The sequence below is a fragment of the Pseudomonas sp. FW305-E2 genome (genome assembly GCF_058782925.1).
In genome coordinates this window covers 33,509-57,832 of sequence record NZ_JBYSYE010000002.1, presented here as the reverse complement: position 1 = coordinate 57,832, position 24,324 = coordinate 33,509, and the positions used below count along the sequence as shown (strand labels likewise).

The 24,324-nt window shown below is 60.8% G+C and carries 29 protein-coding genes; 13 read left to right on the top strand and 16 right to left on the bottom strand.

Annotated elements, in window-relative coordinates; genetic code table 11:
• Nucleotides 1-76: 76 nt before the first annotated feature.
• The 3 genes from AC3WLP_RS02880 to AC3WLP_RS02870 all read left to right on the top strand — a co-directional run bounded on the left by AC3WLP_RS02880 (nucleotide 77) and on the right by AC3WLP_RS02870 (nucleotide 2,267).
• Nucleotides 77-847 (top strand): SDR family NAD(P)-dependent oxidoreductase, encoded by a 771-nt coding sequence (locus AC3WLP_RS02880; protein WP_088512289.1) that lies wholly within the window; start codon nucleotides 77-79, stop codon nucleotides 845-847.
• 95 nt (nucleotides 848-942) lie between these two features.
• Entirely contained in the window at nucleotides 943-1,635 is a 693-nt protein-coding gene (locus AC3WLP_RS02875) for a DUF421 domain-containing protein (protein ID WP_012052729.1), read from the top strand.
• Between the two features lie 92 nt (nucleotides 1,636-1,727).
• The gene (locus AC3WLP_RS02870) at nucleotides 1,728-2,267 is read left to right on the top strand and encodes a type 1 glutamine amidotransferase domain-containing protein (protein WP_012052730.1); all 540 of its coding nucleotides are present in this window, start codon (nucleotides 1,728-1,730) and stop codon (nucleotides 2,265-2,267) included.
• A 56-nt stretch (nucleotides 2,268-2,323) separates the two neighbouring features.
• Here the strand turns inward: AC3WLP_RS02870 and AC3WLP_RS02865 are convergent, their stop codons facing one another.
• On the bottom strand, nucleotides 2,324-2,848 hold the full coding sequence (locus AC3WLP_RS02865; protein ID WP_010953640.1) for a hypothetical protein: 525 nt from the start codon (nucleotides 2,846-2,848) through the stop codon (nucleotides 2,324-2,326).
• A gap of 194 nt (nucleotides 2,849-3,042) precedes the next feature.
• On the opposite strand from AC3WLP_RS02865, the gene AC3WLP_RS02860 reads away from it, so the two are divergent.
• On the top strand, nucleotides 3,043-3,900 hold the full coding sequence (locus AC3WLP_RS02860) for a glucose 1-dehydrogenase (protein WP_017147687.1): 858 nt from the start codon (nucleotides 3,043-3,045) through the stop codon (nucleotides 3,898-3,900).
• A gap of 169 nt (nucleotides 3,901-4,069) precedes the next feature.
• Complete coding sequence (locus tag AC3WLP_RS02855) at nucleotides 4,070-4,534, top strand: PA2171 family ribosome-binding persister protein (RefSeq protein WP_014756344.1); 465 nt, start codon at nucleotides 4,070-4,072, stop codon at nucleotides 4,532-4,534.
• Nucleotides 4,535-4,629: 95 nt separating this feature from the next.
• Here the strand turns inward: AC3WLP_RS02855 and AC3WLP_RS02850 are convergent, their stop codons facing one another.
• Nucleotides 4,630-4,803 (bottom strand): hypothetical protein, encoded by a 174-nt coding sequence (locus AC3WLP_RS02850; RefSeq protein ID WP_017147688.1) that lies wholly within the window; start codon nucleotides 4,801-4,803, stop codon nucleotides 4,630-4,632.
• Between the two features lie 212 nt (nucleotides 4,804-5,015).
• On the opposite strand from AC3WLP_RS02850, the gene AC3WLP_RS02845 reads away from it, so the two are divergent.
• The 4 genes from AC3WLP_RS02845 to arsH are packed head-to-tail and all read left to right on the top strand — an operon-like array spanning nucleotide 5,016 to nucleotide 7,882.
• Nucleotides 5,016-5,363, top strand: a complete 348-nt coding sequence (locus AC3WLP_RS02845) for a metalloregulator ArsR/SmtB family transcription factor (protein WP_014756342.1) — start codon at nucleotides 5,016-5,018, stop codon at nucleotides 5,361-5,363.
• Between the two features lie 21 nt (nucleotides 5,364-5,384).
• Entirely contained in the window at nucleotides 5,385-6,668 is a 1,284-nt protein-coding gene (locus AC3WLP_RS02840) for an arsenic transporter (RefSeq protein WP_019751182.1), read from the top strand.
• Nucleotides 6,669-6,696: 28 nt separating this feature from the next.
• Complete coding sequence (locus AC3WLP_RS02835) at nucleotides 6,697-7,167, top strand: arsenate reductase ArsC (protein ID WP_088512290.1); 471 nt, start codon at nucleotides 6,697-6,699, stop codon at nucleotides 7,165-7,167.
• Between the two features lie 13 nt (nucleotides 7,168-7,180).
• The gene (gene arsH / locus AC3WLP_RS02830; protein ID WP_012052738.1) at nucleotides 7,181-7,882 is read left to right on the top strand and encodes an arsenical resistance protein ArsH; all 702 of its coding nucleotides are present in this window, start codon (nucleotides 7,181-7,183) and stop codon (nucleotides 7,880-7,882) included.
• 12 nt (nucleotides 7,883-7,894) lie between these two features.
• Here arsH and AC3WLP_RS02825 read toward each other — a convergent pair whose 3' ends face one another.
• The 12 genes from AC3WLP_RS02825 to AC3WLP_RS02770 all read right to left on the bottom strand — a co-directional run bounded on the left by AC3WLP_RS02825 (nucleotide 7,895) and on the right by AC3WLP_RS02770 (nucleotide 18,412).
• The gene (locus tag AC3WLP_RS02825; protein ID WP_012052739.1) at nucleotides 7,895-9,259 is read right to left on the bottom strand and encodes a sensor histidine kinase; all 1,365 of its coding nucleotides are present in this window, start codon (nucleotides 9,257-9,259) and stop codon (nucleotides 7,895-7,897) included.
• Nucleotides 9,256-9,918 carry a response regulator gene (locus tag AC3WLP_RS02820; protein ID WP_012052740.1) on the bottom strand — a complete coding sequence of 221 codons (663 nt, stop codon included), beginning with the start codon at nucleotides 9,916-9,918 and terminating at the stop codon, nucleotides 9,256-9,258. The genes AC3WLP_RS02825 and AC3WLP_RS02820 overlap by 4 nt, the downstream gene beginning before the upstream one ends.
• Before the next feature lie 2 nt (nucleotides 9,919-9,920).
• Nucleotides 9,921-10,562, bottom strand: coding sequence for a hypothetical protein (locus AC3WLP_RS02815; RefSeq protein ID WP_088512291.1), 642 nt, complete (start codon nucleotides 10,560-10,562; stop codon nucleotides 9,921-9,923).
• A complete protein-coding gene (locus tag AC3WLP_RS02810) occupies nucleotides 10,559-11,365 on the bottom strand; it encodes an SDR family oxidoreductase (protein WP_012052742.1) in 807 nt (268 codons plus the stop codon). Before AC3WLP_RS02810 ends, AC3WLP_RS02815 begins: the two co-directional genes overlap by 4 nt.
• A complete protein-coding gene (locus AC3WLP_RS02805) occupies nucleotides 11,352-12,032 on the bottom strand; it encodes an iron-containing redox enzyme family protein (RefSeq protein WP_003254035.1) in 681 nt (226 codons plus the stop codon). The genes AC3WLP_RS02810 and AC3WLP_RS02805 overlap by 14 nt, the downstream gene beginning before the upstream one ends.
• An 8-nt stretch (nucleotides 12,033-12,040) precedes the next feature.
• Nucleotides 12,041-13,510 carry an AMP-binding protein gene (locus tag AC3WLP_RS02800; RefSeq protein ID WP_088512292.1) on the bottom strand — a complete coding sequence of 490 codons (1,470 nt, stop codon included), beginning with the start codon at nucleotides 13,508-13,510 and terminating at the stop codon, nucleotides 12,041-12,043.
• Nucleotides 13,500-14,180 (bottom strand): thermostable hemolysin, encoded by a 681-nt coding sequence (locus tag AC3WLP_RS02795; protein ID WP_088512293.1) that lies wholly within the window; start codon nucleotides 14,178-14,180, stop codon nucleotides 13,500-13,502. The genes AC3WLP_RS02800 and AC3WLP_RS02795 overlap by 11 nt, the downstream gene beginning before the upstream one ends.
• A gap of 116 nt (nucleotides 14,181-14,296) precedes the next feature.
• Nucleotides 14,297-15,094 carry an exodeoxyribonuclease III gene (gene xth / locus AC3WLP_RS02790; protein ID WP_012052745.1) on the bottom strand — a complete coding sequence of 266 codons (798 nt, stop codon included), beginning with the start codon at nucleotides 15,092-15,094 and terminating at the stop codon, nucleotides 14,297-14,299.
• Nucleotides 15,091-15,333: a hypothetical protein gene (locus AC3WLP_RS02785; RefSeq protein WP_012052746.1), complete on the bottom strand. Its 243-nt coding sequence runs from the start codon at nucleotides 15,331-15,333 to the stop codon at nucleotides 15,091-15,093. The genes xth and AC3WLP_RS02785 overlap by 4 nt, the downstream gene beginning before the upstream one ends.
• Before the next feature lie 65 nt (nucleotides 15,334-15,398).
• The gene (locus AC3WLP_RS02780; protein ID WP_014756338.1) at nucleotides 15,399-15,656 is read right to left on the bottom strand and encodes a hypothetical protein; all 258 of its coding nucleotides are present in this window, start codon (nucleotides 15,654-15,656) and stop codon (nucleotides 15,399-15,401) included.
• 268 nt (nucleotides 15,657-15,924) lie between these two features.
• Nucleotides 15,925-17,109, bottom strand: a complete 1,185-nt coding sequence (locus AC3WLP_RS02775; RefSeq protein WP_088512294.1) for a M20 aminoacylase family protein — start codon at nucleotides 17,107-17,109, stop codon at nucleotides 15,925-15,927.
• 1 nt (nucleotide 17,110) lies between these two features.
• Nucleotides 17,111-18,412: an MFS transporter gene (locus AC3WLP_RS02770; protein ID WP_070095512.1), complete on the bottom strand. Its 1,302-nt coding sequence runs from the start codon at nucleotides 18,410-18,412 to the stop codon at nucleotides 17,111-17,113.
• 373 nt (nucleotides 18,413-18,785) lie between these two features.
• On the opposite strand from AC3WLP_RS02770, the gene AC3WLP_RS02765 reads away from it, so the two are divergent.
• The gene (locus AC3WLP_RS02765) at nucleotides 18,786-19,916 is read left to right on the top strand and encodes a porin (protein ID WP_088512295.1); all 1,131 of its coding nucleotides are present in this window, start codon (nucleotides 18,786-18,788) and stop codon (nucleotides 19,914-19,916) included.
• On the opposite strand, the gene AC3WLP_RS02760 is transcribed toward AC3WLP_RS02765, so the two are convergent.
• Together AC3WLP_RS02760 and AC3WLP_RS02755 are read right to left on the bottom strand one after the other, a co-directional pair.
• Nucleotides 19,893-20,831 (bottom strand): LysR family transcriptional regulator, encoded by a 939-nt coding sequence (locus AC3WLP_RS02760; RefSeq protein WP_003254048.1) that lies wholly within the window; start codon nucleotides 20,829-20,831, stop codon nucleotides 19,893-19,895. The genes AC3WLP_RS02765 and AC3WLP_RS02760 overlap by 24 nt on opposite strands.
• An 86-nt stretch (nucleotides 20,832-20,917) precedes the next feature.
• Nucleotides 20,918-21,418 carry a peroxiredoxin gene (locus tag AC3WLP_RS02755; RefSeq protein WP_012052751.1) on the bottom strand — a complete coding sequence of 167 codons (501 nt, stop codon included), beginning with the start codon at nucleotides 21,416-21,418 and terminating at the stop codon, nucleotides 20,918-20,920.
• 231 nt (nucleotides 21,419-21,649) lie between these two features.
• Between AC3WLP_RS02755 and AC3WLP_RS02750 the strand changes: the two genes are divergently transcribed.
• From AC3WLP_RS02750 to AC3WLP_RS02740, 3 genes are read left to right on the top strand one after another with little or no spacing between them, the layout of a single operon-like run.
• Nucleotides 21,650-22,633, top strand: coding sequence for a DUF1852 domain-containing protein (locus AC3WLP_RS02750; protein ID WP_012052752.1), 984 nt, complete (start codon nucleotides 21,650-21,652; stop codon nucleotides 22,631-22,633).
• A gap of 26 nt (nucleotides 22,634-22,659) precedes the next feature.
• Nucleotides 22,660-23,694 (top strand): methionine synthase, encoded by a 1,035-nt coding sequence (locus tag AC3WLP_RS02745; protein WP_088512296.1) that lies wholly within the window; start codon nucleotides 22,660-22,662, stop codon nucleotides 23,692-23,694.
• A 25-nt stretch (nucleotides 23,695-23,719) separates the two neighbouring features.
• Entirely contained in the window at nucleotides 23,720-24,229 is a 510-nt protein-coding gene (locus AC3WLP_RS02740; protein WP_088512297.1) for a flavin reductase family protein, read from the top strand.
• Nucleotides 24,230-24,324 lie beyond the last annotated feature (95 nt).

Sequence of the window (24,324 nt, the reverse complement as noted above, 5' to 3'; positions counted from 1 at the left end):
TCGCCCCTGCCATGTGCAAGAACGTTGGCAGGCATCACAGGACGAGGCACCAGCGCCCAGCCAAGAGGACACGCCGATGAGCCTGATAAACGACCTTCAGACACCCGCCAACGTGCTGGTCTGCGGGGCCAGCCAAGGGATCGGCCTGGCATTGTGCACGCAGTTGCTGGCGCGCGATGACATCGGGCTGGTGTTCGCCGTTTCGCGACGCGCCACCACCAGCCCTGCGCTGGATACCTTGTTCACAGAGCACGCGCGACGGTTGGTTCGCCTCGACTGCGACGCCCGATCCGAGCAGGCACTGCAAACACTGGCCGCGCAGGTGGGCGCCTGCTGCGACCAACTGAACCTGGTCTTCAGTACGCTTGGCGTGCTGCAAGACGGCCCGGCGCGGGCTGAAAAAGCACTGACCCAGCTAGACATGGCGGGGTTGCTGAGCACTTTCACAACCAACTGTTTCGCCCCTGTTCTGCTGCTCAAGCATTTGCTGCCGCTGCTGCGTCGGCAACCGATGGCCTTCGTCGCCTTGTCGGCGCGGGTTGGGTCGATCGGCGACAATCACCTGGGTGGGTGGTACAGCTACCGTGCCAGCAAAGCCGCGCTCAACCAGCTTCTGCGCACTGCAAGCATCGAGCTGAAGCGACTGAACCCCGCGTCGACGGTACTTGCATTGCATCCCGGCACCACCGACACCCAGCTTTCCCGACCCTTTCAGGGCAATGTGCCGCCAGGCAAACTGTTCTCGCCCGCGTTTGCCGCCACCTGCATCCTGGCGCTTGTGAGCCGTCACGGCCCGGCGCAGAGCGGAACGTTCTGGGCGTGGGACGGCACGCCGATTCCCTGGTGACGCGCGCGGAGAGTTGCAGGCCAAGTCGATGAACCAGCCCTGAGCGAGAACGGTCAACCCTTTATCTGACAACGGCAGAAGGAAGGGTGGAACGAATGGTTTCGTTTGATCTGCAGCGGATGCTGATAGGCGACTTTCCCTTTACCTTTCTGCTGGAGGTCGCTGTGCGTGTTTCAGCGGCCTTCCTGGCCGTGTTCTTCTTTCTGAAATTCAGTGGCCGGCGCGGGATCAGACAGCTGTCCCGGTTCGAGCTCGTGGTCATTCTCACCCTGGGCTCAGCTGCCGGCGATGTGACCTTTTACGAGGACGTACCGCTGCTTCCGGTGGCCTTGGTTTTCCTCACCCTGTTCATGCTTTACCGAGGAACGGTCTACCTCATGAGGCGAAACAGAACCTGCGAAGCCTGGATCGACGGGCTGCCAGTCACGGTAGTGAAAGAGGGCATGTACGAAATCCATTCGCTGCGTCACATGAACATTTCACCAAATGAGCTGTTCATGGAGCTACGCCAGCAAGGTGTCGAGCACCTGGGCCAGGTTCGACTGGGCCTTCTGGAAACCGATGGCGATCTCAGTTTGTATTTCTACGATCAGCAAGACACACGCCCAGGCCTGTCAGTGCTGCCGGTCGAGCATCGCCCGGAGTACACATCCCCGCCCGGCGCCGGGGTGCATTGCTGCGTGAGCTGTGGTTTCCCGGCCTACCATGAGCCTCATGACACCCTGGCGTGTTCACGTTGCGGTCATACGGTCTGGTCGCCTGCATTGGATACCGTGCGCAACCGTTAGCAGGTTCTCCCCATACCGCCAGGCATCGAGCAGGAACTTTGCTCGCTGTTTGCAGGCCCTTATGAAAGGCCTATCAGCACGAGGAGAAAATGATGAGTGCACAATTGAACGGCAAGCGCGTGGCCTTTCTGGTCACCGATGGCTTTGAACAGGTGGAACTGACCGGCCCGCGTGAAGCCTTGGAAAACAGCGGCGCGGTGGTCGATATCCTGAGCGAGAAAGAAGGCACGGTACGTGGCTGGAACCATGACAAACCCGCCGATGCGTTCAGCGTGGATGCGACTTTCGACAGTGCGCAGCTTGACCTCTACGACGCCTTGGTGCTGCCCGGCGGTGTGCAGAACTCCGACACGATTCGCTTGATCCCCGGTGCGCAGAAACTGCTAAAAAGCCATGATGCGGCTGGCAGGCCACTGGCGGTTATCTGCCACGGCGCGTGGCTGCTGATATCGAGCGGGTTGGCCAAAGGCAAGCGAATGACCAGCTACAAGACCTTGCAAGATGATATTCGCAATGCGGGCGGTACGTGGGTGGATGAACAAGTGGTGGTCGATGGCAACCTCATCACCAGCCGCCAGCCGGACGATATCCCCGCCTTCAATGAGCAGTTGATCAAGGCACTGGCAGACTGACCCTGCTACTGCTCAGCGCGTGCTGGTCGCCCATGATGCCGACCAGCACGCACTGATCACGCCAGCTGGATGAAAACCGAATAGCTGCCCAGCAACACCCAGAAGCACAGGAAAATCCAGGGCGTGCGCAAGGAAAACAGCAGCGATTTGCGGTGCCCCGCCTGAGAGGTTTCGGCCTCGCAGAACAGCGGCGACTCGTCATAGGCCAGCCCCATCAGCGGTTCGCTGCGCAGCAAGTGGCTCTGCTTCATCTGCCAGTGCTCGATAATCCGGAAGGCCGCGCGGATGCCAGGCCAGGCATTCAGTGTACTGAGCACGCCGAGCAGTGCGAGAAAAGCCGGGACCATCAGGGTGAACATTTCGCCCCAGCTTTGGTTCAGGTTACCCATCGATGACACGTAGGCGATCACCAGGAACGACTGGGCCGCAAGATAAGCGTCGGTACGGTTGGCCAGAATGGTGGTCTCATACTGAATTTCGCGTCGATAGAAATCCAGCCTCTCCTTGGGCGTACCGAACATCCTCTCGTTCGTCTGATCGATCTCATGTTCCGGCGTGGAAGGCGTGATGATTCGAGGCACCGCAGACTCCTTGATAACGTGGGCCTCACCCATGCCAGCAAGCCCCGTCAGCGGTAGAGCCATGCGGTGGGTAAAAATTCACTGGGAATGGGTGCATCAACCGCTCGTCGCTCAGCACGAAGATCCACTTCAACACCGGCCTGGCGCGCCTTTCGAATGGGAATGAGCGTTCCAAACCTGCAGGAGCTTCCAGCATGAGCGACTACCCTACCCCGCCATTCCCTTCCCAACCGCAAAGCGTTCCCGGTTCCCAGCGCGAGATGGATCCTTATCCGGACTGCGGTGAGCAGAGCTACACCGGCAACAATCGCCTCGCAGGCAAGATCGCCTTGATAACCGGTGCTGACAGCGGCATCGGGCGTGCGGTGGCCATTGCCTATGCCCGAGAAGGCGCTGACGTTGCCATTGCCTATCTGAATGAACACGACGATGCGCAGGAAACCGCGCGCTGGGTCAAAGCGGCTGGCCGCCAGTGCCTGCTGCTACCCGGCGACCTGGCACAGAAACAGCACTGCCATGACATCGTCGACAAGACCGTGGCGCAGTTTGGTCGCATCGATATCCTGGTCAACAACGCCGCGTTCCAGATGGCCCATGAAAGCCTGGACGACATTGACGACGATGAATGGGTGAAGACCTTCGATACCAACATCACCGCCATTTTCCGCATTTGCCAGCGCGCTTTGCCCTCGATGCCAAAAGGCGGTTCGATCATCAACACCAGCTCGGTCAACTCGGACGACCCGTCACCCAGCCTGTTGGCCTATGCCGCGACCAAAGGTGCCATTGCCAATTTCACTGCAGGCCTTGCGCAATTGCTGGGCAAGCAGGGCATTCGCGTCAACAGCGTCGCACCCGGCCCGATCTGGACCCCGCTGATCCCGGCCACCATGCCTGATGAGGCGGTGAGGAACTTCGGTTCCGGTTACCCGATGGGGCGGCCGGGACAACCTGTGGAGGTGGCGCCAATCTATGTCTTGCTGGGGTCCGATGAAGCCAGCTACATCTCGGGTTCGCGGTACGCCGTGACGGGGGGCAAACCTATCCTTTGAATGTGCGGCCGAGGCCTGCATACGCGGGCCTTGGGGCTTCTGGCAGCGCGTAATCGCACCGTGACCTCGAAGCGCGCTTTGCCAGCCATCATCGACGTTGAACCCTGCCGCCCACTGTCACTCAATTCCATGCAAGCCATTGTTCATTCGCCCGCGACGAGGTGACACCATGAATGCTATCGATTTGCTGATTCAAGACCATAAGTTGGTCAAGAAACTGCTGGAAGAGCTCTGCGCGACCACAGAACGTGCCGTGAAGAAGCGCGCCGAACTGCTGCAGCGCATTGGGCAGGAACTGCAGATCCACACTGCTCTGGAGGAGGACATCCTCTACCCGGCGATCAAGCAAGCCGGTGGTAAAGAGGAAGCCAAGATGTATTACGAAGCCAAGGAAGAACACCGGACTGTCGACGCCCTGGTGCTCCCTGATCTGCTGCATACGCAAACAGGCACCCTTGAGTTCGCCGGTCGGGTCAAGGTGATGAAGGAGCTGCTTGAGCATCACATCGAGGAAGAGGAGGAAGCGCTCTTCCCTACCGCGAAAAAGCTGCTGGGGAAAGACCAACTGGACGAGCTGGGGCTCGCCATGCAAGCGCAGAAAAAACTGCTTAAGGGTGAGCAACGGGCCGCTTGAATCAAAAGCGCCAGGCCGGTTCGGGTGCGACCGGCCTGGCGCCATGGGTCAATGTTTGGGACGCCGAGCACCACAAAGGCGCACTGCCGACATCCTCAAGGCTTTGCAGTGCGCCCTTTTTTCCACTGCGCCCTGGAAACACCTTCAGCGTAGCCGGTGACACCGATCGCTACCTGCTGAATGCGGCCGCCATGCTGAAGGAAGGCCTCGACCTGCTCGCAGATGCGCACATGGGCTTTTTGGGCCGCGCTGGGGTACGTCTGGGACATGTTGGCCTCTCGGTTATGAGCCACTGAACGACAGTCACCCGAGCAAGCACTATACACCCTGCAGTGCCATCAGCGTCTGAAGCCTGCCAAAACCCTGCTTTTGTCGACCGAAGGGCGTGGCCATGGTGAGCTGCAAGCGCACAAGCCCAGGAATGCTTGCTCGAACATATGGAAATACGTATATTCGGCTTTCCGTATGTACAGGCACCCCCATGATCACACCGCCCGATGTCTTCAAGAGCCTCTCTGACGAAACCCGCGCTCGCGCCACGCTGCTTATCGCCAGCCTGGGCGAACTGTGCGTCTGCGAACTGATGTGCGCGCTGGACGACAGCCAACCCAAGATCAGTCGCCATCTGGCACAACTGCGCAGCAATGGCATGCTGCTGGACCGCCGTCAGGGCCAATGGGTGTATTACCGCCTGAATCCGGAGCTGCCTTCCTGGGTTCACGAAATGCTTCAGGTCACCTTGCACGCCAATTCGCAATGGCTGGCTGACAATGCCCTTCGGCTGAAGAACATGGACGGTCGCCCCGTGCGTGATTCCGTCTGCTGCTGATCATCACCAAGCGAGATTTTCATGCTGCCCGCCATTGCTGTCTTCGTCTTCACCCTCATACTGGTCATCTGGCAGCCCAAAGGGCTCGGTGTTGGCTGGAGCGCCGCGCTAGGCGCCATCATCGCCCTGGCTACAGGCGCCGTTTCGCTGCATGACATCCCTGCCGTATGGGCCATTGTCTGGAACGCCACCGCCACGTTCATCGCGGTCATCATCATCAGCTTGCTGCTGGATGAGGCAGGTTTCTTCGAATGGGCCGCATTGCATGTGGCGCGCTGGGCAAACGGCAGCGGCTACCGCCTGTTCGCCTTCTGCGTACTGCTCGGCGCCGCTGTATCGGCGCTGTTCGCCAACGACGGTGCGGCGCTGATCCTCACCCCCATCGTCATGTCGATGCTGCTCGCGCTGCGCTTCTCACCTGCAGCGACACTGGCCTTTGTCATGGCCGCAGGCTTCATTGCCGACACGGCCAGCCTGCCGCTGGTGGTCTCCAACCTGGTCAATATCGTCTCGGCCGACTACTTCGGCCTGGGCTTCGCCGAATACGCATCGGTGATGGTGCCGGTGAATATCGCCAGCGTGGCGGCCACCCTGCTGGTGCTGTTTCTGTACTTCCGTCGTGATATCCCCAGGCAGTACGCGCTCGATGCGCTGAAGGCGCCGAGCGAGGCAATTCATGACCACGCTACCTTCAAAGTCGGTTGGTGGGTGCTGCTGGTGTTGCTTGCAGGCCTGTTCGTACTGGAACCTCTGGGCATCCCGATCAGTGCGGTGGCCGCCGTCTGTGCCGCAATCCTCTTTGCCGTGGCCGCTCGCGGTCACCGCATCTCAACCCGTCGCGTGCTGCGGGAAGCGCCGTGGCAGGTGGTGATTTTTTCTCTGGGCATGTATCTGGTGGTGTACGGCCTGAAGAACGCCGGCCTCACGGACATGCTCACCCACCTGCTGGACAGGCTTGCCGAGCAGGGCCTGTGGAGCGCGGCCATTGGCACCGGGTTGATCTCCGCGCTGCTGTCCTCAGTCATGAACAACATGCCCAGCGTGCTGATCGGCGCCTTGTCGATCCAGGCCAGCGGCGCAGAGGGCGTGGTACGTGAGGCGATGATCTACGCCAACGTCATTGGCTGCGACCTCGGCCCGAAGATCACCCCGATTGGCAGCCTCGCCACACTGCTTTGGCTGCATGTGCTGGCGCGTAAAGGCATGCGCATCACCTGGGGCTACTACTTCAAGGTCGGCCTGCTGCTCACCGTACCGGTTTTGCTGATCACCCTTTCTGCTCTGGCACTGCGCCTGAGCCTCTGACGTTCGCCCCCCAGCGGAGGAGCCCTCCATGCGAGTCCTGTTCATGTGCACGGCCAACAGCTGCCGCAGCATCCTTTCCGAAGCAATGTTCAACCACCTGGCACCGCCCGGTTTCGAGGCAGTCAGCGCTGGCAGTTTCCCCAAGGGCCAGGTGCTGCCACGCACCCTGAGCACGTTGCAGCAGGCCAATATCTCGACCCAGGGCTTGAGCAGCAAAGGCAACGATGCGTTCGAGGGCAACCCACCTGACATCGTCATCACCGTCTGCGACAAGGCTGCGGGCGAAGCCTGCCCGGTGTATTTCGGCCCTGCGCTGAAGTCGCATTGGGGGCTGGAAGACCCCTCCGATGTCGTGGGTGACGAAGCATCGGTCGATGCGGCGTTCCGCGCCACACTGGCCCGCATCGAGTCTCGCTGCCAGGCCTTCTTCGCGCTGCCGTTCGATCACCTCGACCGCGAGCAGCTCAAGCACGCGCTGGATCGCATCGGCTCGCTTTGAACAGGAAGAAAACATGTCCGAGCAACTGCCTAACCTCGACCTCACGCTGTTCGACCTGCCGCCTTCGGCAACCCCGACCTGCGAACACAAACCACGCATCCTGCTGCTGTATGGGTCTACCCGAGAACGCGCCTTCAGTCGCTTGCTGGTAGAAGAAGCCGCACGCCTACTGGAGCACTTCGGTGCCGAAACCCGCACCTTCGACCCGTCGGGCCTGCCGCTGCCTGACGATGTACCCGTGGAGCATCCCAAGGTGCAGGAGCTGCGTGAACTGGTGCAGTGGTCAGAAGGCCAGGTGTGGTGCTCGCCGGAGCGCCATGGGGCGATGTCGGCGGTGTTCAAGGCTCAGATCGACTGGATTCCCTTGGCGCTGGGGGCATTGCGTCCCACCCAAGGCAAGACCCTGGCCGTGATGCAGGTGTGCGGCGGATCGCAGTCGTTCAACGTGGTCAACCAGTTGCGCGTGCTGGGCCGCTGGATGCGGATGTTCACCATCCCGAACCAGTCTTCGGTACCCAAGGCTTATCTGGAGTTCGACGACACCGGGCGGATGAAGCCATCGCCGTACTACGATCGCCTGGTTGATGTCATGGAGGAGCTGGTGAAGTTTACCGTGCTGCTGCGCGACCGCCAGGCATTCCTGGTCGATCGCTATTCAGAGCGCAAGGAAAGCGCCGAGCAGCTGTCTGAGCGGGTCAATCAGCGATCCATCTGAAGCAAAGGTGATTCAAGACAGTGGAAACGACAAGGTAGCGGCCAGCCCGCTGCCCGCTCTGTTTTCAAGGCGTACCTGCCCCCCCATACGGTCGATGATGGTCGCGACGATTGACAGCCCGAGGCCAGCACCATTTGGGCTGTTTCGGCTGTAAAAGCGCTCGAATACACGGGACAGGCTCTCCTCATCGATACCCGTCCCTTCATCCTCGACGACCAGTTCTATGCTGCTGTCCAGACGCCGCAGTGACACGGCGATGCGCCCCCCAGGCGGTGAGTGTTCTACCGCGTTGGACACCAGGTTCTGTAGCGCAATGCCCAGCGCGCCGGCGTCGATCTGCAGGTGGTGGTCCCCTTCGTCAATGTCCAGCGAGGGTTCCAGGCCACGGTCCAGTATCCATGGGGTCAATTCAGCCAGGGTTTCGGTGACGACCTCGGCCAGGTCGATCCGGGTGCTGGCTCGCTGCCCCAGTCTTGGCTCGACGCGGGCCAATGTCAGCAATTGGTTGACCACCCGTGTCAGCCGATCGACCCCGCCCACAAGAAAGCCCAGGGCTTTCTGGCGCTCGGCATCATTGCTGGCGGCCAGCGCGTTCTGCGCGTGCAGCCGCAGTACGGCAAGAGGCGTACGCATTTCGTGGGCAGCATCGGCAATGAAGCGATGCTCACGCCGCAGCAGATCGTCGATCTGCGCCAGCAAGCGATTGATGGCCGCCTGCATGGGCTCCAGTTCAGTGGGAAGCGGTACCAGTTGCAGCGGCTCCAGCGAATCGGCATGGCGCCTGCGGATGACATTGGCCATGTTCTGCAGTGGCCGCAGCCCCCAGCCGATCGCAGCCCACACCAGCAGTGCCAACGCCAGGCTGCCAAGCAGGAACGGGAACAGCGTGTGGCGAACGATGCGGTCGATCAGGTCGTAGCGCACATCATCACGCTCACCCACCCAGATAAGCCAGTGCTTTTCCGGCACCGGCAAAACGAACCCGCGCCATTGTTCACCGCCACTGGAAAAGTCGTAGAACCCTGGAGCAGTGGGTGGTGGGTCAATGGGCGGCGCACTGGGTGTATGCACCAGCAACGCCATGCCTTCACCCCAGACCTGGAATGCCAGCTTGCTTTCGTAAGGGTGCCCCACCTGGTGCCGCCCCGCTTTGCCCAAGGCATCGTTGAAGGCCTGATACAGCGCCTCACGCGAGCCCTCTTGTACCGGCATGCTCATGACGCCTTGCAGCAAACGCGCATTCTGGGCCAGGTGCGCGTCATACACCTCGTTAATTTCGTGGCTGCTGTCATGGTAGTTATAGAGCGCGAGCAGGCCGGTGCCCAGTAGCAGCAAGAGCATCACGCGCCACAGCGTACGCTGGCGTAGCGAGCTCATGCCTTGACCTCGACCAGATAGCCAATGCCGCGCACCGTGCGAATCAGGCCGTTGAACAGCTTCTTGCGCAGATGGTAGATGTTCACCTCCAGCGTGTTGCTCTCCGGCTCTTCATCCCAGCCATACAGCAGTTGAGTGAGGCGCTCACGCGTGAATACCTTGCCGGGATGTGCCAGCAACTCATGCAACAGCACGTACTCCTTGGGGGTGAGCACAACGTCGACGCCGTTGTAATGCACTTGCTGGGTGGTCGGGTCCAGGCTGACCCCGGCATGCTCGATCAGTACCTTGGCGCGCCCGACGCTGCGCCGCAGCAAGGCACGCAAGCGTGCCTTGAGCTCGTTGAGGTCGAAAGGCTTGACCAGGTAGTCATCGGCACCGGCATCCAGGCCGGCAATGCGATCATCGAGGGCATCCCGCGCGGTGAGGATCAGCACCGGCAAGCTGTCGCCGCCGGCGCGTAATCGCCTGAGTAGCTCAATGCCATCCATACGGGGTAATCCAAGGTCCAGGATCAGCAGGTCGAAGGTCTCGTGCTGCAGCGCATGCAAGCCACTGACACCGTCACGCAACCAGTCGAGGGTGTACCCCTCCTGGCGCAGGCCATCGCAGATCCCTTCCCCCAGTGCAATGTCATCCTCAACCAGCAACAGCCGCATGTTCAGTCCTGTTTGTCCTTGATGGCCTTGAGTAAAGCATCGATATCGGCACGCCGGCCCTGGTCAGCCAACTCACGCCCCGGCCGGGGCGGTGCCTGCAAGGCTTTCTGCAGGGCTGCGGTAGCTTCAGGGTAGCGCTTTTGCCGATACAGATGATCAGCCCAGAAATAGTTGCTGTCGATACCGTTGGGGTTGATCTGCAGGGCTTTGCGCAGCATCTTGTCGGCCATTTCGGCATCACCGAAACCGATAGGCCAGCCGGGCACCTGATCATACAGCGTGCCCAGGCTGGTGTAGGCCGAACCTTGCAGAGCGTTGGGGTCCAGCTTCATGGCCTGCTCCAGGCTGGCTTTCGCCGCCTTGACCTTGCCCAGTGCACCGAGGCCACCCGTCGCCCCCGCCCAACTGCTGTTGATGATGCCCTCCCAGATCAGGGGTTCAGGTGTGCCGGGATACTGATGAACAAACGTTGTTGCTTCGCCTGCCAATTTTTCAAAGGCGTCGGCACGCTTGTCCTTGGGCATTTGGTACTGAATCTGCGCCCAGCGCTGCTGCAGATCGCTCAGGCGCTGGCTGCCTGCCTGGTCCAGTGCCCAGGTGAAGGGTGCAAATGCCAGCAAGCTGGCAATGAACAGACGCTTCATTTGTTCGACTCCTTGGAGTGGCTACCGATATAGCGGCGAATGACTGGCAATTGCTTGCGCAGTGCGCGATCGACCATGCCCGGCAACATGCCGTTGATACGCACGAAGAGCTTTTCCGGCCACCCCAGATAAAGCTCGGTGCGCTCGGATTGCACCGCCTGGAGCACAGCACGGGCGACGTCCGCCGGGTCGTCCATGCCAACTTTCAGCGCTTGATTGAGCGCAGTCGCAGCGCTGCTGTTCATCGTTGTGCGGGTCGCCCGGGGGGCGGCATACAGCACGTTCACTGTGGTGTCGGCCAACTCGCGGCGCAGCGCCTCCGAAAAACCACGCAGCGCAAACTTGCTGGCGCAGTAGGTGGCGTAGCCGGGGTAGCCGATCGAGCCATAGGTCGACCCGACATTGACCACCAACGCCTTGGGCTGAGCGCGCAGCAACGGCAGGCAGGCGCGTGTCAGTTGCAGGGGGGCCTTCAGGTTGATGTCCAATAGCTCATCCAGCGCATACTCATCCAGCTGGTCGAGCAAAGCGAAGCGATTCACGCCAGCCGCGTTGATCAGCACATTGACAGCCCCCATCTCGCGTGCCCGCTCGATGACATGTTCGCGCCCTGACGGGCTGCGCAGGTCGGCCTCCTGCCAGCGCAGACGATCAGGGTACCGGTTCATCAGGCCAGCCAGCTTGCCCATATGCCGACTGACGGCCAACACCTGGGCACCGGCAGCGCAGAGCTGTTCAGCCAGCTCCAGGCCTATGCCCCCACTGGCGCCGGTGAGGATCACCGCGGACTCAGCCAAACGCATGGTGCACCTCTTGCTGCCCGGCACGCGGCAAGCCCTGGAACATTTCGGTGTACAAGCGGTAGACGACCTTGGCCGCGTGGAGAACGGCCTGCTGGTCTCCGGCATCGTCGAGGCGATCCATCAACTGTTTGTAGGTCACCATGTGCTCCTGGTCGAGCGCTCCGTGCGAGCTGAGGTAACTGAACGCCTGGTCTGGCAGCGCCAATGTGTTCTGGATAACGCCCGCCGCCTGGGTGGCCAGGGCGATGCTGGTGCCTTCGAGCACGTTGACCATGCCGAACAACCCGACCGGGTTGCCACGGGCGATCAGGTCGTACAGGTAGGCGACCATCAGCTCGATGGATTGCACCGGCTGGCCATCGCGCACGGCCTCCCAGTCACCGCCGCACGCTTTGATGTCGTTGAGGATCCACTGCTCGTGGCCGTACTCCTCTTCAATGTATTCGCAGACCGCGCCGCGCAGCCACTCCAGCCGCAGCGGCAATCGAGCCCCACAGGCCATCATCAGCGGCACGGTATGGCGCACGTGGTAATAGGCCTGGGTCAGGAAGGCGACGTAGCTGTCCAGGCTGACCTGGCCGGCCAGCGCTTCGCGGATCACCGGTACGGCGAACAGCGCCTGACGCTCTTGGGCGGTTTGTACTTGCAGGGTGTCGAAAAAGGACATTGTGAACCTCACAACGAGATGTCGGACAATAGGGTGTGGTAACGCTGCAAGATCGCCTCACGTCGCGGGCGGCCATTGGCAGTCAGGGTTTCGTCAAGCGTGCTCAGAGGCACTGGCAAGCGGCGCCAGGCGTGCACCCTGGCGTAATCGGGCAATCGCGCGTTGCATTGCTGTACGGCCTGTTCGATGGCCTCGTCGCTGATGCCGGGATCCAGCGGCCAGAGCAAGGCAAGGTTGCGTGGCAAGGCCTCGCCATGCACGAAAGCCTGGGCGATCACGCCACTTTGGCTCAGCTCGGCTTCTACCCACTCCGGGTTGACATTGCGCCCGAAGCTGGTGATGAACTGATGCTTCTTGCGGCCATCCAGGTAGAGGTAGCCCTCCTCATCGAGGTGCCCTACATCGCCTGTTGCCCACCACTGCCCGGTTACCGGCGGCTCTCCCAGGTAGCCCAGCAATATCGAGCCGGCCACCAAAACTTCGCCATCGTCGGCAATGCGCACCTGCACATGCGGCAATGGCTTGCCGACGCTCCCAGGGCGCACAGCCCCTGTGCGGTTGAGCGCCACTACCGAGGCGCACTCAGACAAGCCGTAACCTTCGAACACTGGCAAACCGACCGCCTCGGCCCGCGCGAGCAGGCTTGGCGATACCCGAGCGCCGCCTACCGCCACCAAACGCAGAGGGCCGACCCGCATCAACCCGCGTTCGATCGCTGTCACCAGCCCCATCAGCAGTTGCGGCACAAGGATCAGGCTCTGCGCACCACTGAGGGCGATTGCGCCCAGCAGGCGCTTGAAATCGACCTGGCTCGCGCCTCCCATCCCCAACTGCTGCTGCGGATAGAGCTGCACACAAGCGCCAGCCATGAGCGCGGCGTAGACGCCCAGGTTTTCCAGCAGAACACCCAGTGGCAGTACCGCCAGGTATCGCTGCGGCTCGGTTGGGCGGCTGGCGGCCTCCAGCTCATGCGCCACACGCAGCAGGGTTTCAGCGCTCAGGCACACGCCTTTGGGCGTGCCGGTGCTACCGGAGGTGTAAGTGATCTTGGCTGTGCCCTCAGGCAGCGCCGGGGCGACAAAACTGTCACGCTGCCACACGCCAGCTGGCGCCTGCCGGGCAAAGCCAAGCGCAACGAGCTGTTCGGCCCACTGCGCCTCGCACACGACCGCCGTGACCCCGCTTTGCTGCAAGCAGTGCTGGAACTGGGTCGCGCTGAAAAACGAAGGCACTGTCACGCTGGCGCGTTCGGCGAACAGCGCCGCCAAATCCCAGAATAGCGCCTCGGGCCCGTTATCCAGCACCACGGCGAAGGTTCCCGGTGGTTGGCTACGCAGGCAGCCCGCACGATATTCGACTTCGTCGAGCAGTTGCCGGTAGGTGTAACGCTGCGCATCGCCCTGGACGGCCACGGCGTCAGGATGTTCCAGCGCGTGCTGGCGCAACAGTGCCTGAAAGGCAGACAGGTCATGCCGCATGGCCGGTCTCCAGGGCTAACATGGGAAACCCAAGCCGCTCGAACATGCCCGCCTGCTTCAGGGCATCGAAGCCAAAGCCTATGTTGCCGGCGAATACCTGGGGTCGCTGGTCGTAGTAGGTCCCCCACTGGTCGAGTTGGCCCTGCAAGCGCGCAGGATCCGCTGAGGCCAGCACAGTGGGCACCAGCCCCAGTCGCCGGAAACTGTTGAACAGTGTCGCGGCGCCCGTGAATGCGACCCACTCCAAACCGCGCATCGCCAGCAACCACGTCACGGCGATGATCATTATTCGAGCGCTGCCGGCGCTGAGTGAGGCCAAGTTGCCTACTTCTACCATGCAGTTGCGATCCGGTGAGGCACCGGTTACCCGTGAAACAGCGGATTCCAGAGGCTCGTCCAGGTACCGCTCGAGAAAGAGCGGCCCCTCGCTGGCCGGTCGCATGCCCGCCGCCGCAATCAGGCGACCGTGGCTACCCTGCAAGGCAAGCAGCTCCGGCAGGTAATGCTGCACATCCGCCTGGTGCACACTGGCAAAGCGCTCGTGTATGAAGTGCTCCAGCTCGCCTCGCCCATGATCGCTGCTGAGGTGAAGAGAAAGATGCGCCTGATGATCGGCATGGCTACCGATGGGTAACGGAAGCAAACTGTGCCATTGATGAGTCTGAGTCATGTAATTTCCCCGCCTGGGTGCGACGGAGGAAATTATCGGGGTCGAATCTGAATGCAATCTGAAGTCGGTTACTCTCGCAACGCCTCAGCCCGGCGCTCGTTCATGTGCTGAATTGACTATGACCGGGCACGACGCGTGCCCAGCTCGATCCAGACGGGTGCATGGTCGCTGGCCTTGGCCTCGTTACGCACCCACGCATCGACACCCGCCCGCTTCAGATAAGGCGCAAGCTCGGGGTTGAGCAACAGGTGGTCGATCCGCAACCCGGCATTGCGGGCCCAGTGGTTACGGAAATAGTCCCAGAAGGTGTAGACACGCTCGTCCGGGTACAGATGGCGTATGGCATCGAGCCAGCCCTGATCAAGCAGTCGTTGGTAACACGCTCGCGACTCAGGCTGCAGCAGTGCGTCCTTCAGCCAGGAACGCGGGTTATAGATGTCCATGTCGGTGGGCACGACATTGAAATCCCCTGCCAGCAGCGTGGGGTGGCCACTTTCATAGAGGCTGCGCGCATGCTGGATCAGGCATTCGAACCAGTGCAGCTTGTAATCGAACTTGGGCCCGGGCTGCGGATTGCCGTTCGGCAGGTAGAGGCAAGCGACCAACACCCCGTGTGCTGCCGCTTCCAGATAGCGGCTCTGGCTGTCCTCTTCCAGGCCGGGCAAGCCGCGGCGAACCTCAAGCGGATCACTGCCCCGCACCAGAATGGCCACGCCGTTCCATGACGGTTGCCCATGATGAAGGCTGCCATAGCCTGCTGCCTCCAGCTCCGCGCGAGGGAACTGCTGATCGGCCGCCTTCAGCTCCTGCAGGCAGGCAATGTCGGGCTGCTCCCGCTCCAGCCAGGCCAGCAGCGCCGGCAAACGGCTGCGGATGCCATTGATGTTGAAGGTGGCAATCTTCAGCGCTTTCATGCGTCCGGGTCGCTCACATGGGCCTGCACGGCATCTTCCAGCGCGCGGATATGCGCTTCATCGGCCAGCGCCTTGAGCGCCAACCAGTCGTCCCAGTCGATGGCGCCATCGTCGCGCAGGGCCTCGGCTGTGCGAAGCAGTTCATGGTGGTAGGCATCCGGTGACGCGCGCCGGTAACTGATGTCGTCGTACTGGGCGTACCAGGCTTCAAGCTCGGGAATGCTGCGTTCGATGCTCATGAAAGCGTCCTCGCTGTACCCTTTGCTTGTCAGAACCCAGGCACAGCGCGACGTTCAATCAGGCATCACTGAAAGTAATGGGGATACCGTGCCATGTCGCTCTCCAGCTTGTCCGCATCCGCGGCCCTCTTGCGCACTTCGGCATAAAAAAGCTGGCACTGGTTCTGAAACCTGGTGAAATCGCGGTTGGCTGTTTCAATGGCACTGCTCAGGTCGCACCCTTCAAGGCCCTCAATAAGTCGCTGTGAGGAGGTATACGCCTGCCAGCAGGCTTCAACCTGCTGCAGCCCCTTTGCAAGGTTCTCGGTGTCGATAGTCGCCATTGCAGCACCCTCTTTGGACCGAGCCTGGTCCGTCGGTGTGAATCGCCAGAGCGACGATAACGGGATGAAGCCTGTCACGATGCGCTTCGGCTGGAAGCGTAGACTATTTCGACGCAGATGCCCCAGGGTCAAAAGGCAGTCCAGCCTGCAGCCGTGGGCTTGCCCGCGAACACCGGCGAAGCCGGTGCCCTGCACCGCAGGGCATTCTCCACGGCAAAGGCGGCACTTGCCGGAGCTGTGCAAGCCCCGGCAAGCCCCGACAAAGGGGTCAACGCAGATAGTCCTGAACCCACTTCACCCAACAATCAGCGCCAATTTTCACCAACGCATCATTGAAATCGTAGTGGGGGTTATGCACCGAGCACCCATGGAACTCGCCCGTGCCATTGCCCAGCATGAAGTAACAGCCAGGCCGCGCCTGTAACATGTAGGCAAAGTCTTCGGTGCCCATGACCTTCTTCGGCATCTTGTCCAGCAGCGCGCCGTCGGCGAACAACGGCCTCAGGCTGTCACGCAGCAACGCGCTTTCGTGATCGCTGTTGCACAAGGCGGGCGCCAGTTGGGTGAATTGCACCTCGATCTCCACGCCATAGCTTTCTGCGTGCCCCTTGGCCAGGGCGTCAATGCGGCTGTTGATCTTCTGCTGGGTCTGGGCCGTGTCGGTGCGCACGCTCAGCAACATGCAGGCCTCGTCAGGGATGATGTTGTAGACGGTGCCGGCCTGGATCATGCCGATGCTGATCACGGCGTAGTCCTCGACGCTCAGGTTGCGCGACTTGATGGTCTGGATGCCACTGATCAGGCTGTTCAACGCCATCACCGGGTCTACCGACAGCTCCGGCATCGCACCGTGCCCGCCTTTACCAGTAATCCGAATGCTGACGCGTTCGGAAGACGCCATGGTGGGCCCCGCCTGCACCACGCACGTGCCCACCGGCAGGCCGGGCATGTTATGCAGCGCATACACCGAGTCGCACGGAAAGCGCTCGAACAGGCCGTCGTCGATCATCGCCTTGGCCCCCGCCAGACCTTCCTCGTCGGGCTGGAATATCATGTTCAACGTCCCGTTGAACTGGCGTGTAGCCGCCAGTTGCGCAGCGGCTGCCAGCAGGATCGCGGTATGCCCGTCATGGCCACAGGCATGCATGCGGCCGGGGATCTTGCTGGCATGCGCAAACGCATTTTTTTCGCCCATGGGCAGTGCGTCCATGTCTGCACGCAAACCGATGCTGCGCGGGCTGTCCCCCACTTTCAGCACGCCGACCACACCATGCCCGCCCACATTGCGATGCACTTCATAGCCCAACGCTTGCAGCTTGTCGGCTACCAGGGCCGCGGTATCGGGGGTGTCGCCGCCAATTTCCGGCGCAGCGTGGATCTGCCGGCGCAGCATGACGAACTCATCCAGCTCGGCAGCTGAGCTCGGTGTTTGATTGCTCTGCAAAATACCCATATCACTCGCATCCTTTGTTTTCGGGGAAGTACCTGAGGCAGGCCAGGCTGACGATGCCGCCGGCCAGCAGGAAGTAAGCTGGCGCCAACGGCGTGCCCAGCGCTGCAATCAGCCAGGTGGCCACCAATGGCGAGAAACCACCGAACAGGGTCACCCCCAGGCTGTAACTGACCGAGGTACCGAACGAGCGCCTGGCCTTCGGAAAGCCCTCCATGATCAGCGCGAAGAACGCACCGGCACCGATACAGGTCGGCAAGATCAGGATCGCCACGCCCATCATGGCCAGGCCCATGTGCTGCACGTGCCCAAGCAGATAGAACACGGGCAGGGTCAACACCACCGGCGCGGCGACCGTCCACACCAGCAGGCGTTTTCTGAGCTGATACTTGTCGGCGAATTTGCCGGCCAACGGGCAGATGACGGCCATGCAACCGCTACTGATGCAGGCAATCGCCATCGCGCTGCCGGGTGGATAATGCAAGGCGGTGGTCAGGTAGGTCGGCATGTAGAACACGAACAGGTACATGCCAATGGTCGAGCTGGCCATCAGGCCGATGCCTTGGGCGATGCGTTTGAGCAGTTCGGCATCCAGCCCCTGCTCTGCCTTCTGCGCCGGTGCGGCCTCATGGGTCTCCGGCAACCGCGTGCGTATGTACCAACCGACCGGCCCGATCAGCAGGCCGAAGATGAACGGTATGCGCCATCCCCAGCTTTCCAGCGCCGTGGGGTCGAGCAACTGGCTGAGGGCCAGGCCAAAGCCGGCCCCTACCAAGGCGGCATAGCCTTGGCTGGCGGCCTGCCAGCTGACGCTCTGGCAGCGATTGCCGACTGCACTGGATTCCATCAGGAACACCGACGCGGTACCGACCTCCCCGCCTGCCGACATGCCCTGGATGAGCCGGCCGGTCACCAGCAGCAAGGTGGCGAAAATCCCGATCTGTGAATACGTGGGCGCAAAGGCAATCATTGCGGTGCCCAGGGTCATCAGCCCGATGGTCAGGCTCAAAGCGGCCTTGCGTCCATGCCGGTCAGCATAGCGGCCGATGACCATCGCCCCGACCGGGCGCATCAGGAAACCGACGCCAAAGGTGGCCAGCGACATCAACAACGACGCCATGGCCGAGTCAGAGGGGAAGAAGTGCTTGCCGATCAGTACAGCGAAGAAGCTGTAGATCGTGAAGTCGTACATTTCCAGCGCATTGCCCAACGAGCAGGCGACCAAGGTTTTACGGGAGGACGATACCTGCGCGGCTGAATGCGCACCTTTTTGCAGGCTCGGCGATGTGGGTAGCGGTCTGATCATTGTTGTCTCCGTTGGCAAATCGCGGCGTGCAGCGAATATCAGCCAATCGGGCACCCAATACACTTGCAGTTTCGGCATAGGGATAACCAATGATTAATTAGCCGGCGCGATCGTTGGCCAAATTGCCCTGCGCTGGCGCACAGTCCGCCCTCGCTCCGCGCGCGGCCCCAATAACGCCCACAGATCAGCAGCCGTAGCGCAGCGTTGACGCGGGTACCAAGCCTGTCTAACGCGGATGCGCTCGCCAATCCACACGCCGCGCCAGCCCCTGATTAACCAAACGGCATGACCTGACCGAATAAGCAATCACGCTGCAACGTTCTGTTCACCGACGCTAAAGCCACCCCATCACCGTGCTGGCCTGGAGTCGTGAATGAACACTCGCATTACATCGTTGCTGTTGATGATCCAAGGGGCTTGCCTTGCTGCGCAGGCACAGGCAGAGGGTTTTCCGACGCTCGCGCGGATTGCGCCGGGTTTTGGTTATTACGGGCTGGATTACGGCTTCGATGACACGCTCAAGGTGTACGGCACCGTGGATGCATTCGCCAGCTATCACGACTCACAGCACCACTCGGGTTTCAGGCTGGCCGGTGGCGGCGCCTGGACCAACAAGCTCGGGCTGTACGCACGCAAGGCGCTTGACCCCGATACCGTCGTGGAGCTTGACGTCGAGGAGGGTTTCAACCTCAATGGCGAGGCCCTGGAGGGCACCTGGGACACCGTCGGTACCCTGCGCCTGGCGACAGTCGCCCTGCGCTCGCGCACCCTGGGCAAGCTCGAGTTCGGCAAGACCTACGGCATGGCCACGCCCACCTACGCCGACCCGTTCCTGGCCACCTATGGCTCGCCCTACACCTACCTGGCCCTGCCTGCCGCCGGCAAGGGCGCCTTTTACCTTGACCTGCGCCCCAAGCACACCCTGGCCTACACCAGCCCGACCTTCAGCGGCTTCAGCCTCGGTACCGCGCTGAGCTTCGGCTTCGACGATGCCGCCAGCGCTGGGCGCACCGTGCGTGGCGGTGGCGCCCGGCTGCAGTACCGCAACAGCCGGGTGATATTGCTGACCTCCTACAACCGTTACTACAGCGACCCATGGGACGACGGCGGCGTTTCACGCCAGACCGCCAACGATTTCAAGAGCCTGTCGGCGTTCTACGATTTCGGCCCGCTGGCCACCAGCCTCACCTGGCAGCGTCAGGATGTGGACCAGGCCGGCACGCCCAGCACCACGCTGTACACTTTCGGCATGATGGCGCCAGTGGGCGAGCTGGACGTGCTGCGCCTGGCGGTGATGCAACGCCAGGTCAGCGCCCGTGACAAGGACGCGTGGGGTGTGATGATCGGCTATGACCATTTCATCAACCCCCGCTGGGCCCTCTATGGACGCCTCGGCATGATCGCCAACCAGCGCGCCTCGTCGGTCACCTACGCCGGGACCCCGGTGGACCAGGCGGGCGATAACCCAAGCAACGTCTCGCTAGGCATGTACTACCACTTCTGACCCCACGGGGCGGGTCTGCTTGAGCACCTGCCCGCGCAAGCTGTGGAACAGCTCCTGGGCAGGCGCCGTGAGGCTGTGGCGGTCAATGCAGACCAGGTTGATGGGGTAATCCGGAATCAACTCCTGCACCGCCATGGCGACGAACTCGCAATCGATACCGTAGGTAGACCCTTGGTCCACCGCCAGCTCGCTGATGGTCATCAACGATTCCGTGTTCTTCAACAGCTTTAGCGCCATCATCACTGAAGTGCATTCAACGGTGTTCTGTGGCACCCGAAGGCCATTGGCTTCGAACAGTTGGTGAAACTGCGAAGCCTGGTCCGACAACTCGTCCAGGCTGATCCAGGGGGCGTATTGCAAGGTGCGCAGTGACTGGCTGAACTTCTGCCGATTCGAGGCGTGGCAAATCACCCTGCCCTTGATACTGCCCAGCGCCTCCCAGTCCAGGCTCAGCCGACTCAGCGGTTGCTGCGAAGTAATGGCAAAGTCCAGGCTGCCATCGCGCAAGCGCTGCAGGATCTGGCTGGGACGCAGGTCGGTGATGGTGATCTTCACCCGCGGGTACTTGCGCCGAAAGGCCAGGATACTGTCATCGACGCCATCGAGCATCGCCGTCAACGACGTAACCCCGATCGACACGGCGCCCAGCGCCGCATCCTGAATGCTCGCCGCTTCGATCTGCAGGCGGCGTATGCTCTCTACCACGAGGTTGGCATGGCGGATGACACGCTTGCCTTCCTCGGTAAGGGCCATGCCTTTGTGCGACCGCTGCAACAGGGTAAACCCCACCTCCCGCTCCAGCTCCTTGATCGAACGGCTCAGCGCGGGCTGAGTAATGTGCATGAGCTTGGAGGCTTCGAGGATGCTGCCTGCGTTATGAATGGCGACCAGCGCCCTGAGTTGGTGAAGTTTCAACCGTTTATACCTTGTTGTTAGCGGCCGGTTCGAAAAGTGTTCTGGCAGCCCTGACAGCCGTTGTCGGCAAGGCCTGAAAGGTATGGCTAGCGCAACACAGCCAGCAGGCTGGCCGCATCACTGACCTCGAACTTGCCGGGGCTTTCAACCGCGATGTACTGGACTACCTGGTCATCGACCAACATTGCATACCGCTGCGAGCGCCGCCCCAAACCGCGTGCCGAAAGGTCCTGGGTCAGGCCCAGCGCCTCGCTGAATTCGCCATTGCCATCGCCGATCATCTTGACCGCATCCCCGACCTGCATGCTGTTGCCCCAGGCGTTCATGACAAAGGCATCGTTCACCGAGACGCACAGGATTTCGTCAATGCCAGCCGCGAATAACGCAGGGGCCGCCGCGACATAACCGGGAACATGACGTTCAGAGCACGTCGGCGTGAACGCGCCCGGCAACGCGAATATCAGCACCTTCTTGTGCTTGCAACGCTCGCGAATGGAAAAGGCCATTGGGCCGATCGCGCAGGCGCCTGCGTCGCTGTTGTATTGATAAAGGGTAACGTCGGGCAGTTGATCGCCGGTTTTGATCATCGCTGTCTCCTGGGTGGGGTGAAGGCCAGGCAGCCATGATGCCGCAGTCGTCCAGGCAACGCATCATGAACAGGGCTAAAAAACCTGTGAAATAACTTCAATATCATTCATGCAGCGCCCCGCCTAGGATACGCCTCAATCAAACACATCAAGATTACGGTGTGAACGACTCAGCCTACGCAACTGACAAGCACTGAGTTGCTCACACTCAGGCACCTGGAAGCCATAACCATGGAAAAAGCGCCAACATTCACCGTCAAGCGCATTGCATTCGACGAACATTATCTCCCTGCCGAAAACACCCGCATCACGACCAACTTCGCCAATTTGGCACGGGGTGCAAACCGCCAGCAAAACCTGCGCAATACCTTGACGATGATCAATAACCGTTTCAACGCGCTGGCGCACTGGGACAACCCCGAACATGATCGCTACCGCGTAGAGCTGGACATCATATCGGTGGAAATGAATATTGAAAATGCGCAGCACGGCCATGCACTGCCGCTGATCGAGATATTGAAAACCCATATTGTCGACCGCCAAAACAATACGCGCCTCGAAGGCATGGTAGGCAACAACTTCTCTTCGTACGTGCGCGATTACGACTTCAGCGTGCTGTTACTGGAGCATAACAAGCATCGGTCGACCTTCAGCACACCCGATCATTTCGGCGAGCTGCATGGCAACCTGTTCAAATGCTTCGTCAACTCGCAAACCTACCAGGAGCATTTCAGCAAACCACCGGTTATCTGCCTGAGCGTATCGAGCAGCAGGACTTACCTGCGCACCGAAAATCAGCACCCTGTGCTAGGGGTTGAGTACCTGCAGGATGAGTACTCGCTGACGGATGAATACTTCAAGAAAATGGGCTTGAAGGTGCGCTATTTCATGCCGCCGAACAGCGTCGCCCCGTTGGCGTTTTATTTTGCCGGCGACTTGCTGGCTGACTACACCGACCTTGAACTGATCAGCACCATCAGCACCATGGACACCTTCCAGAAAATCTACCGACCCGAGATCTACAACGCCAATTCTCCTGCAGGCAAGGCCTACCAGCCCAGCCTGAAGAACCAGGACTACTCGCTCACGCGCATTGTCTACGACCGGGAAGAGCGCAGCCGCCTGGCGATCGAGCAAGGCAAATTTGCCGAGGAGCAATTTGTCAAACCCTACCAGGCCACGCTGGCGCGATGGTCCGCTCAATACGCACGTTGAACATTCAAAGCACAAGGTCACTGTTCATGAACACATTGCTACCCACCTCCACGGCCGGCAGCCTGCCTAAACCCGCCTGGCTTGCTCAACCCGAAACACTCTGGTCCCCGTGGAAGTTGCAAGACGAGCAACTGATCGAAGGCAAACAGGATGCCTTGCGCCTGGCCTTGCAAGAACAACAACACGCCGGTATCGACATCGTCAGTGACGGTGAACAAACCCGCCAGCACTTTGTCACCACATTTATCGAGCACCTCAGCGGCGTTGATTTCGAGCAACGGAAAACCGTCAGAATCCGTGATCGCTACGAGGCAAGCGTACCAACGGTTATGGGTGCTGTCGCTCGACAAAAGCCGGTGTTTGTCGAAGATGCCAAGTTCTTGCGCCAGCACACCACAAAGCCAATAAAGTGGGCGCTGCCCGGCCCCATGACCATGATCGACACACTGTATGACAACCACTACAAAAGCCGCGAGAAACTGGCTTGGGAGTTCGCCAAGATTCTCAACCAGGAAGCCAGAGAACTGGAAGCCGCGGGCGTGGACATCATTCAGTTCGACGAACCGGCATTCAATGTTTTCTTTGACGACGTGAATGACTGGGGCGTGGCTACCCTGGAAAGGGCCATCGAGGGCCTCAAGTGCGAAACGGCCGTCCATATTTGCTATGGCTATGGCATCAAAGCGAACACCGACTGGAAAAAGACCCTCGGTTCAGAATGGCGGCAATATGAACAGGCCTTCCCCAAACTGCAGCAGTCCAGCATCGATATCATTTCGCTGGAATGCCATAACTCGCATGTTCCGATGGACCTGCTCGAGCTGATTCGCGGCAAGAAAGTCATGGTCGGCGCCATCGATGTGGCCACTCATGTCATTGAAACACCCGAACAGGTCGCCGCCACCCTGCGCAAGGCACTGCAATTCGTCGATGCCGACAAGCTCTACCCTTGCACCAACTGCGGCATGGCGCCCCTGCCCCGCCAGGTAGCCAGCGGCAAGCTCAAGGCCTTGAGTGCAGGCGCAGCCATTGTCCGTCAGGAACTCGCTAACGCACGCTGAAATGAATGCAGCCACAGGACCTACCATGTTGCTTTCCGGTACGGCGATCGAGCCGTCGACTTTTCGCCAGGCACTCGGGCACTACGCCTCCGGCATCACGGTGATTACATCGCACCACGAAGGTGAGCCGATCGGCTTCACCTGCCAGTCGTTCTACAGCGTATCGATGAGCCCGCCGCTGGTGTCATTCAGTGTGATGTCCCGTTCGGCCAGCTACCCGAAGATTCGCCAGGCTGGCCGCTTCACGGTCAACATCCTGTCAGGTGAACAGGTCGGCGTTTCCAACCAGTTTGCCCGGCGCGGCGCCAACAAGTGGCACGGCGTCGAATGGCAAGCATCGCCGTTGGGCAACCCGATCATTGCCGGCAGCCTGCATTGGCTTGATTGCGAAATTCACGCCGAACATGCCGCCGGGGACCACCTGATCGTGATTGGCGAAGTCAAAGCGTTGAACCTGCAGGCCACTGCTGCCACGCAGCCGCTGCTGTATTTCAAGGGGCAGTACTGCAACCTCGCCGCGCCTCACGCGGCTTGAGCCTCACCCCACTCACGGAAAACCCAGCAAAGGAATTGTCAGGATCACGCAGCAGTGAAGAAAACCCGCCATTACTGCGTTGATCCGCCATTTTA

What these genes read in the sequence shown, in the direction of transcription:
- AC3WLP_RS02880 (WP_088512289.1), top strand. Translation starts at nt 77, where the DNA reads ATGAGCCTGATAAACGACCTTCAGACACCCGCCAACGTGCTGGTCTGC.
- AC3WLP_RS02875 (WP_012052729.1), top strand. Translation starts at nt 943, where the DNA reads ATGGTTTCGTTTGATCTGCAGCGGATGCTGATAGGCGACTTTCCCTTT.
- AC3WLP_RS02870 (WP_012052730.1), top strand. Translation starts at nt 1,728, where the DNA reads ATGAGTGCACAATTGAACGGCAAGCGCGTGGCCTTTCTGGTCACCGAT.
- AC3WLP_RS02860 (WP_017147687.1), top strand. Translation starts at nt 3,043, where the DNA reads ATGAGCGACTACCCTACCCCGCCATTCCCTTCCCAACCGCAAAGCGTT.
- AC3WLP_RS02855 (WP_014756344.1), top strand. Translation starts at nt 4,070, where the DNA reads ATGAATGCTATCGATTTGCTGATTCAAGACCATAAGTTGGTCAAGAAA.
- AC3WLP_RS02850 (WP_017147688.1), bottom strand. Translation starts at nt 4,803, where the DNA reads ATGTCCCAGACGTACCCCAGCGCGGCCCAAAAAGCCCATGTGCGCATC.
- AC3WLP_RS02845 (WP_014756342.1), top strand. Translation starts at nt 5,016, where the DNA reads ATGATCACACCGCCCGATGTCTTCAAGAGCCTCTCTGACGAAACCCGC.
- AC3WLP_RS02840 (WP_019751182.1), top strand. Translation starts at nt 5,385, where the DNA reads ATGCTGCCCGCCATTGCTGTCTTCGTCTTCACCCTCATACTGGTCATC.
- AC3WLP_RS02835 (WP_088512290.1), top strand. Translation starts at nt 6,697, where the DNA reads ATGCGAGTCCTGTTCATGTGCACGGCCAACAGCTGCCGCAGCATCCTT.
- arsH (WP_012052738.1), top strand. Translation starts at nt 7,181, where the DNA reads ATGTCCGAGCAACTGCCTAACCTCGACCTCACGCTGTTCGACCTGCCG.
- AC3WLP_RS02825 (WP_012052739.1), bottom strand. Translation starts at nt 9,259, where the DNA reads ATGAGCTCGCTACGCCAGCGTACGCTGTGGCGCGTGATGCTCTTGCTG.
- AC3WLP_RS02820 (WP_012052740.1), bottom strand. Translation starts at nt 9,918, where the DNA reads ATGCGGCTGTTGCTGGTTGAGGATGACATTGCACTGGGGGAAGGGATC.
- AC3WLP_RS02815 (WP_088512291.1), bottom strand. Translation starts at nt 10,562, where the DNA reads ATGAAGCGTCTGTTCATTGCCAGCTTGCTGGCATTTGCACCCTTCACC.
- AC3WLP_RS02810 (WP_012052742.1), bottom strand. Translation starts at nt 11,365, where the DNA reads ATGCGTTTGGCTGAGTCCGCGGTGATCCTCACCGGCGCCAGTGGGGGC.
- AC3WLP_RS02805 (WP_003254035.1), bottom strand. Translation starts at nt 12,032, where the DNA reads ATGTCCTTTTTCGACACCCTGCAAGTACAAACCGCCCAAGAGCGTCAG.
- AC3WLP_RS02800 (WP_088512292.1), bottom strand. Translation starts at nt 13,510, where the DNA reads ATGCGGCATGACCTGTCTGCCTTTCAGGCACTGTTGCGCCAGCACGCG.
- AC3WLP_RS02795 (WP_088512293.1), bottom strand. Translation starts at nt 14,180, where the DNA reads ATGACTCAGACTCATCAATGGCACAGTTTGCTTCCGTTACCCATCGGT.
- xth (WP_012052745.1), bottom strand. Translation starts at nt 15,094, where the DNA reads ATGAAAGCGCTGAAGATTGCCACCTTCAACATCAATGGCATCCGCAGC.
- AC3WLP_RS02785 (WP_012052746.1), bottom strand. Translation starts at nt 15,333, where the DNA reads ATGAGCATCGAACGCAGCATTCCCGAGCTTGAAGCCTGGTACGCCCAG.
- AC3WLP_RS02780 (WP_014756338.1), bottom strand. Translation starts at nt 15,656, where the DNA reads ATGGCGACTATCGACACCGAGAACCTTGCAAAGGGGCTGCAGCAGGTT.
- AC3WLP_RS02775 (WP_088512294.1), bottom strand. Translation starts at nt 17,109, where the DNA reads ATGGGTATTTTGCAGAGCAATCAAACACCGAGCTCAGCTGCCGAGCTG.
- AC3WLP_RS02770 (WP_070095512.1), bottom strand. Translation starts at nt 18,412, where the DNA reads ATGATCAGACCGCTACCCACATCGCCGAGCCTGCAAAAAGGTGCGCAT.
- AC3WLP_RS02765 (WP_088512295.1), top strand. Translation starts at nt 18,786, where the DNA reads ATGAACACTCGCATTACATCGTTGCTGTTGATGATCCAAGGGGCTTGC.
- AC3WLP_RS02755 (WP_012052751.1), bottom strand. Translation starts at nt 21,418, where the DNA reads ATGATCAAAACCGGCGATCAACTGCCCGACGTTACCCTTTATCAATAC.
- AC3WLP_RS02750 (WP_012052752.1), top strand. Translation starts at nt 21,650, where the DNA reads ATGGAAAAAGCGCCAACATTCACCGTCAAGCGCATTGCATTCGACGAA.
- AC3WLP_RS02745 (WP_088512296.1), top strand. Translation starts at nt 22,660, where the DNA reads ATGAACACATTGCTACCCACCTCCACGGCCGGCAGCCTGCCTAAACCC.
- AC3WLP_RS02740 (WP_088512297.1), top strand. Translation starts at nt 23,720, where the DNA reads ATGTTGCTTTCCGGTACGGCGATCGAGCCGTCGACTTTTCGCCAGGCA.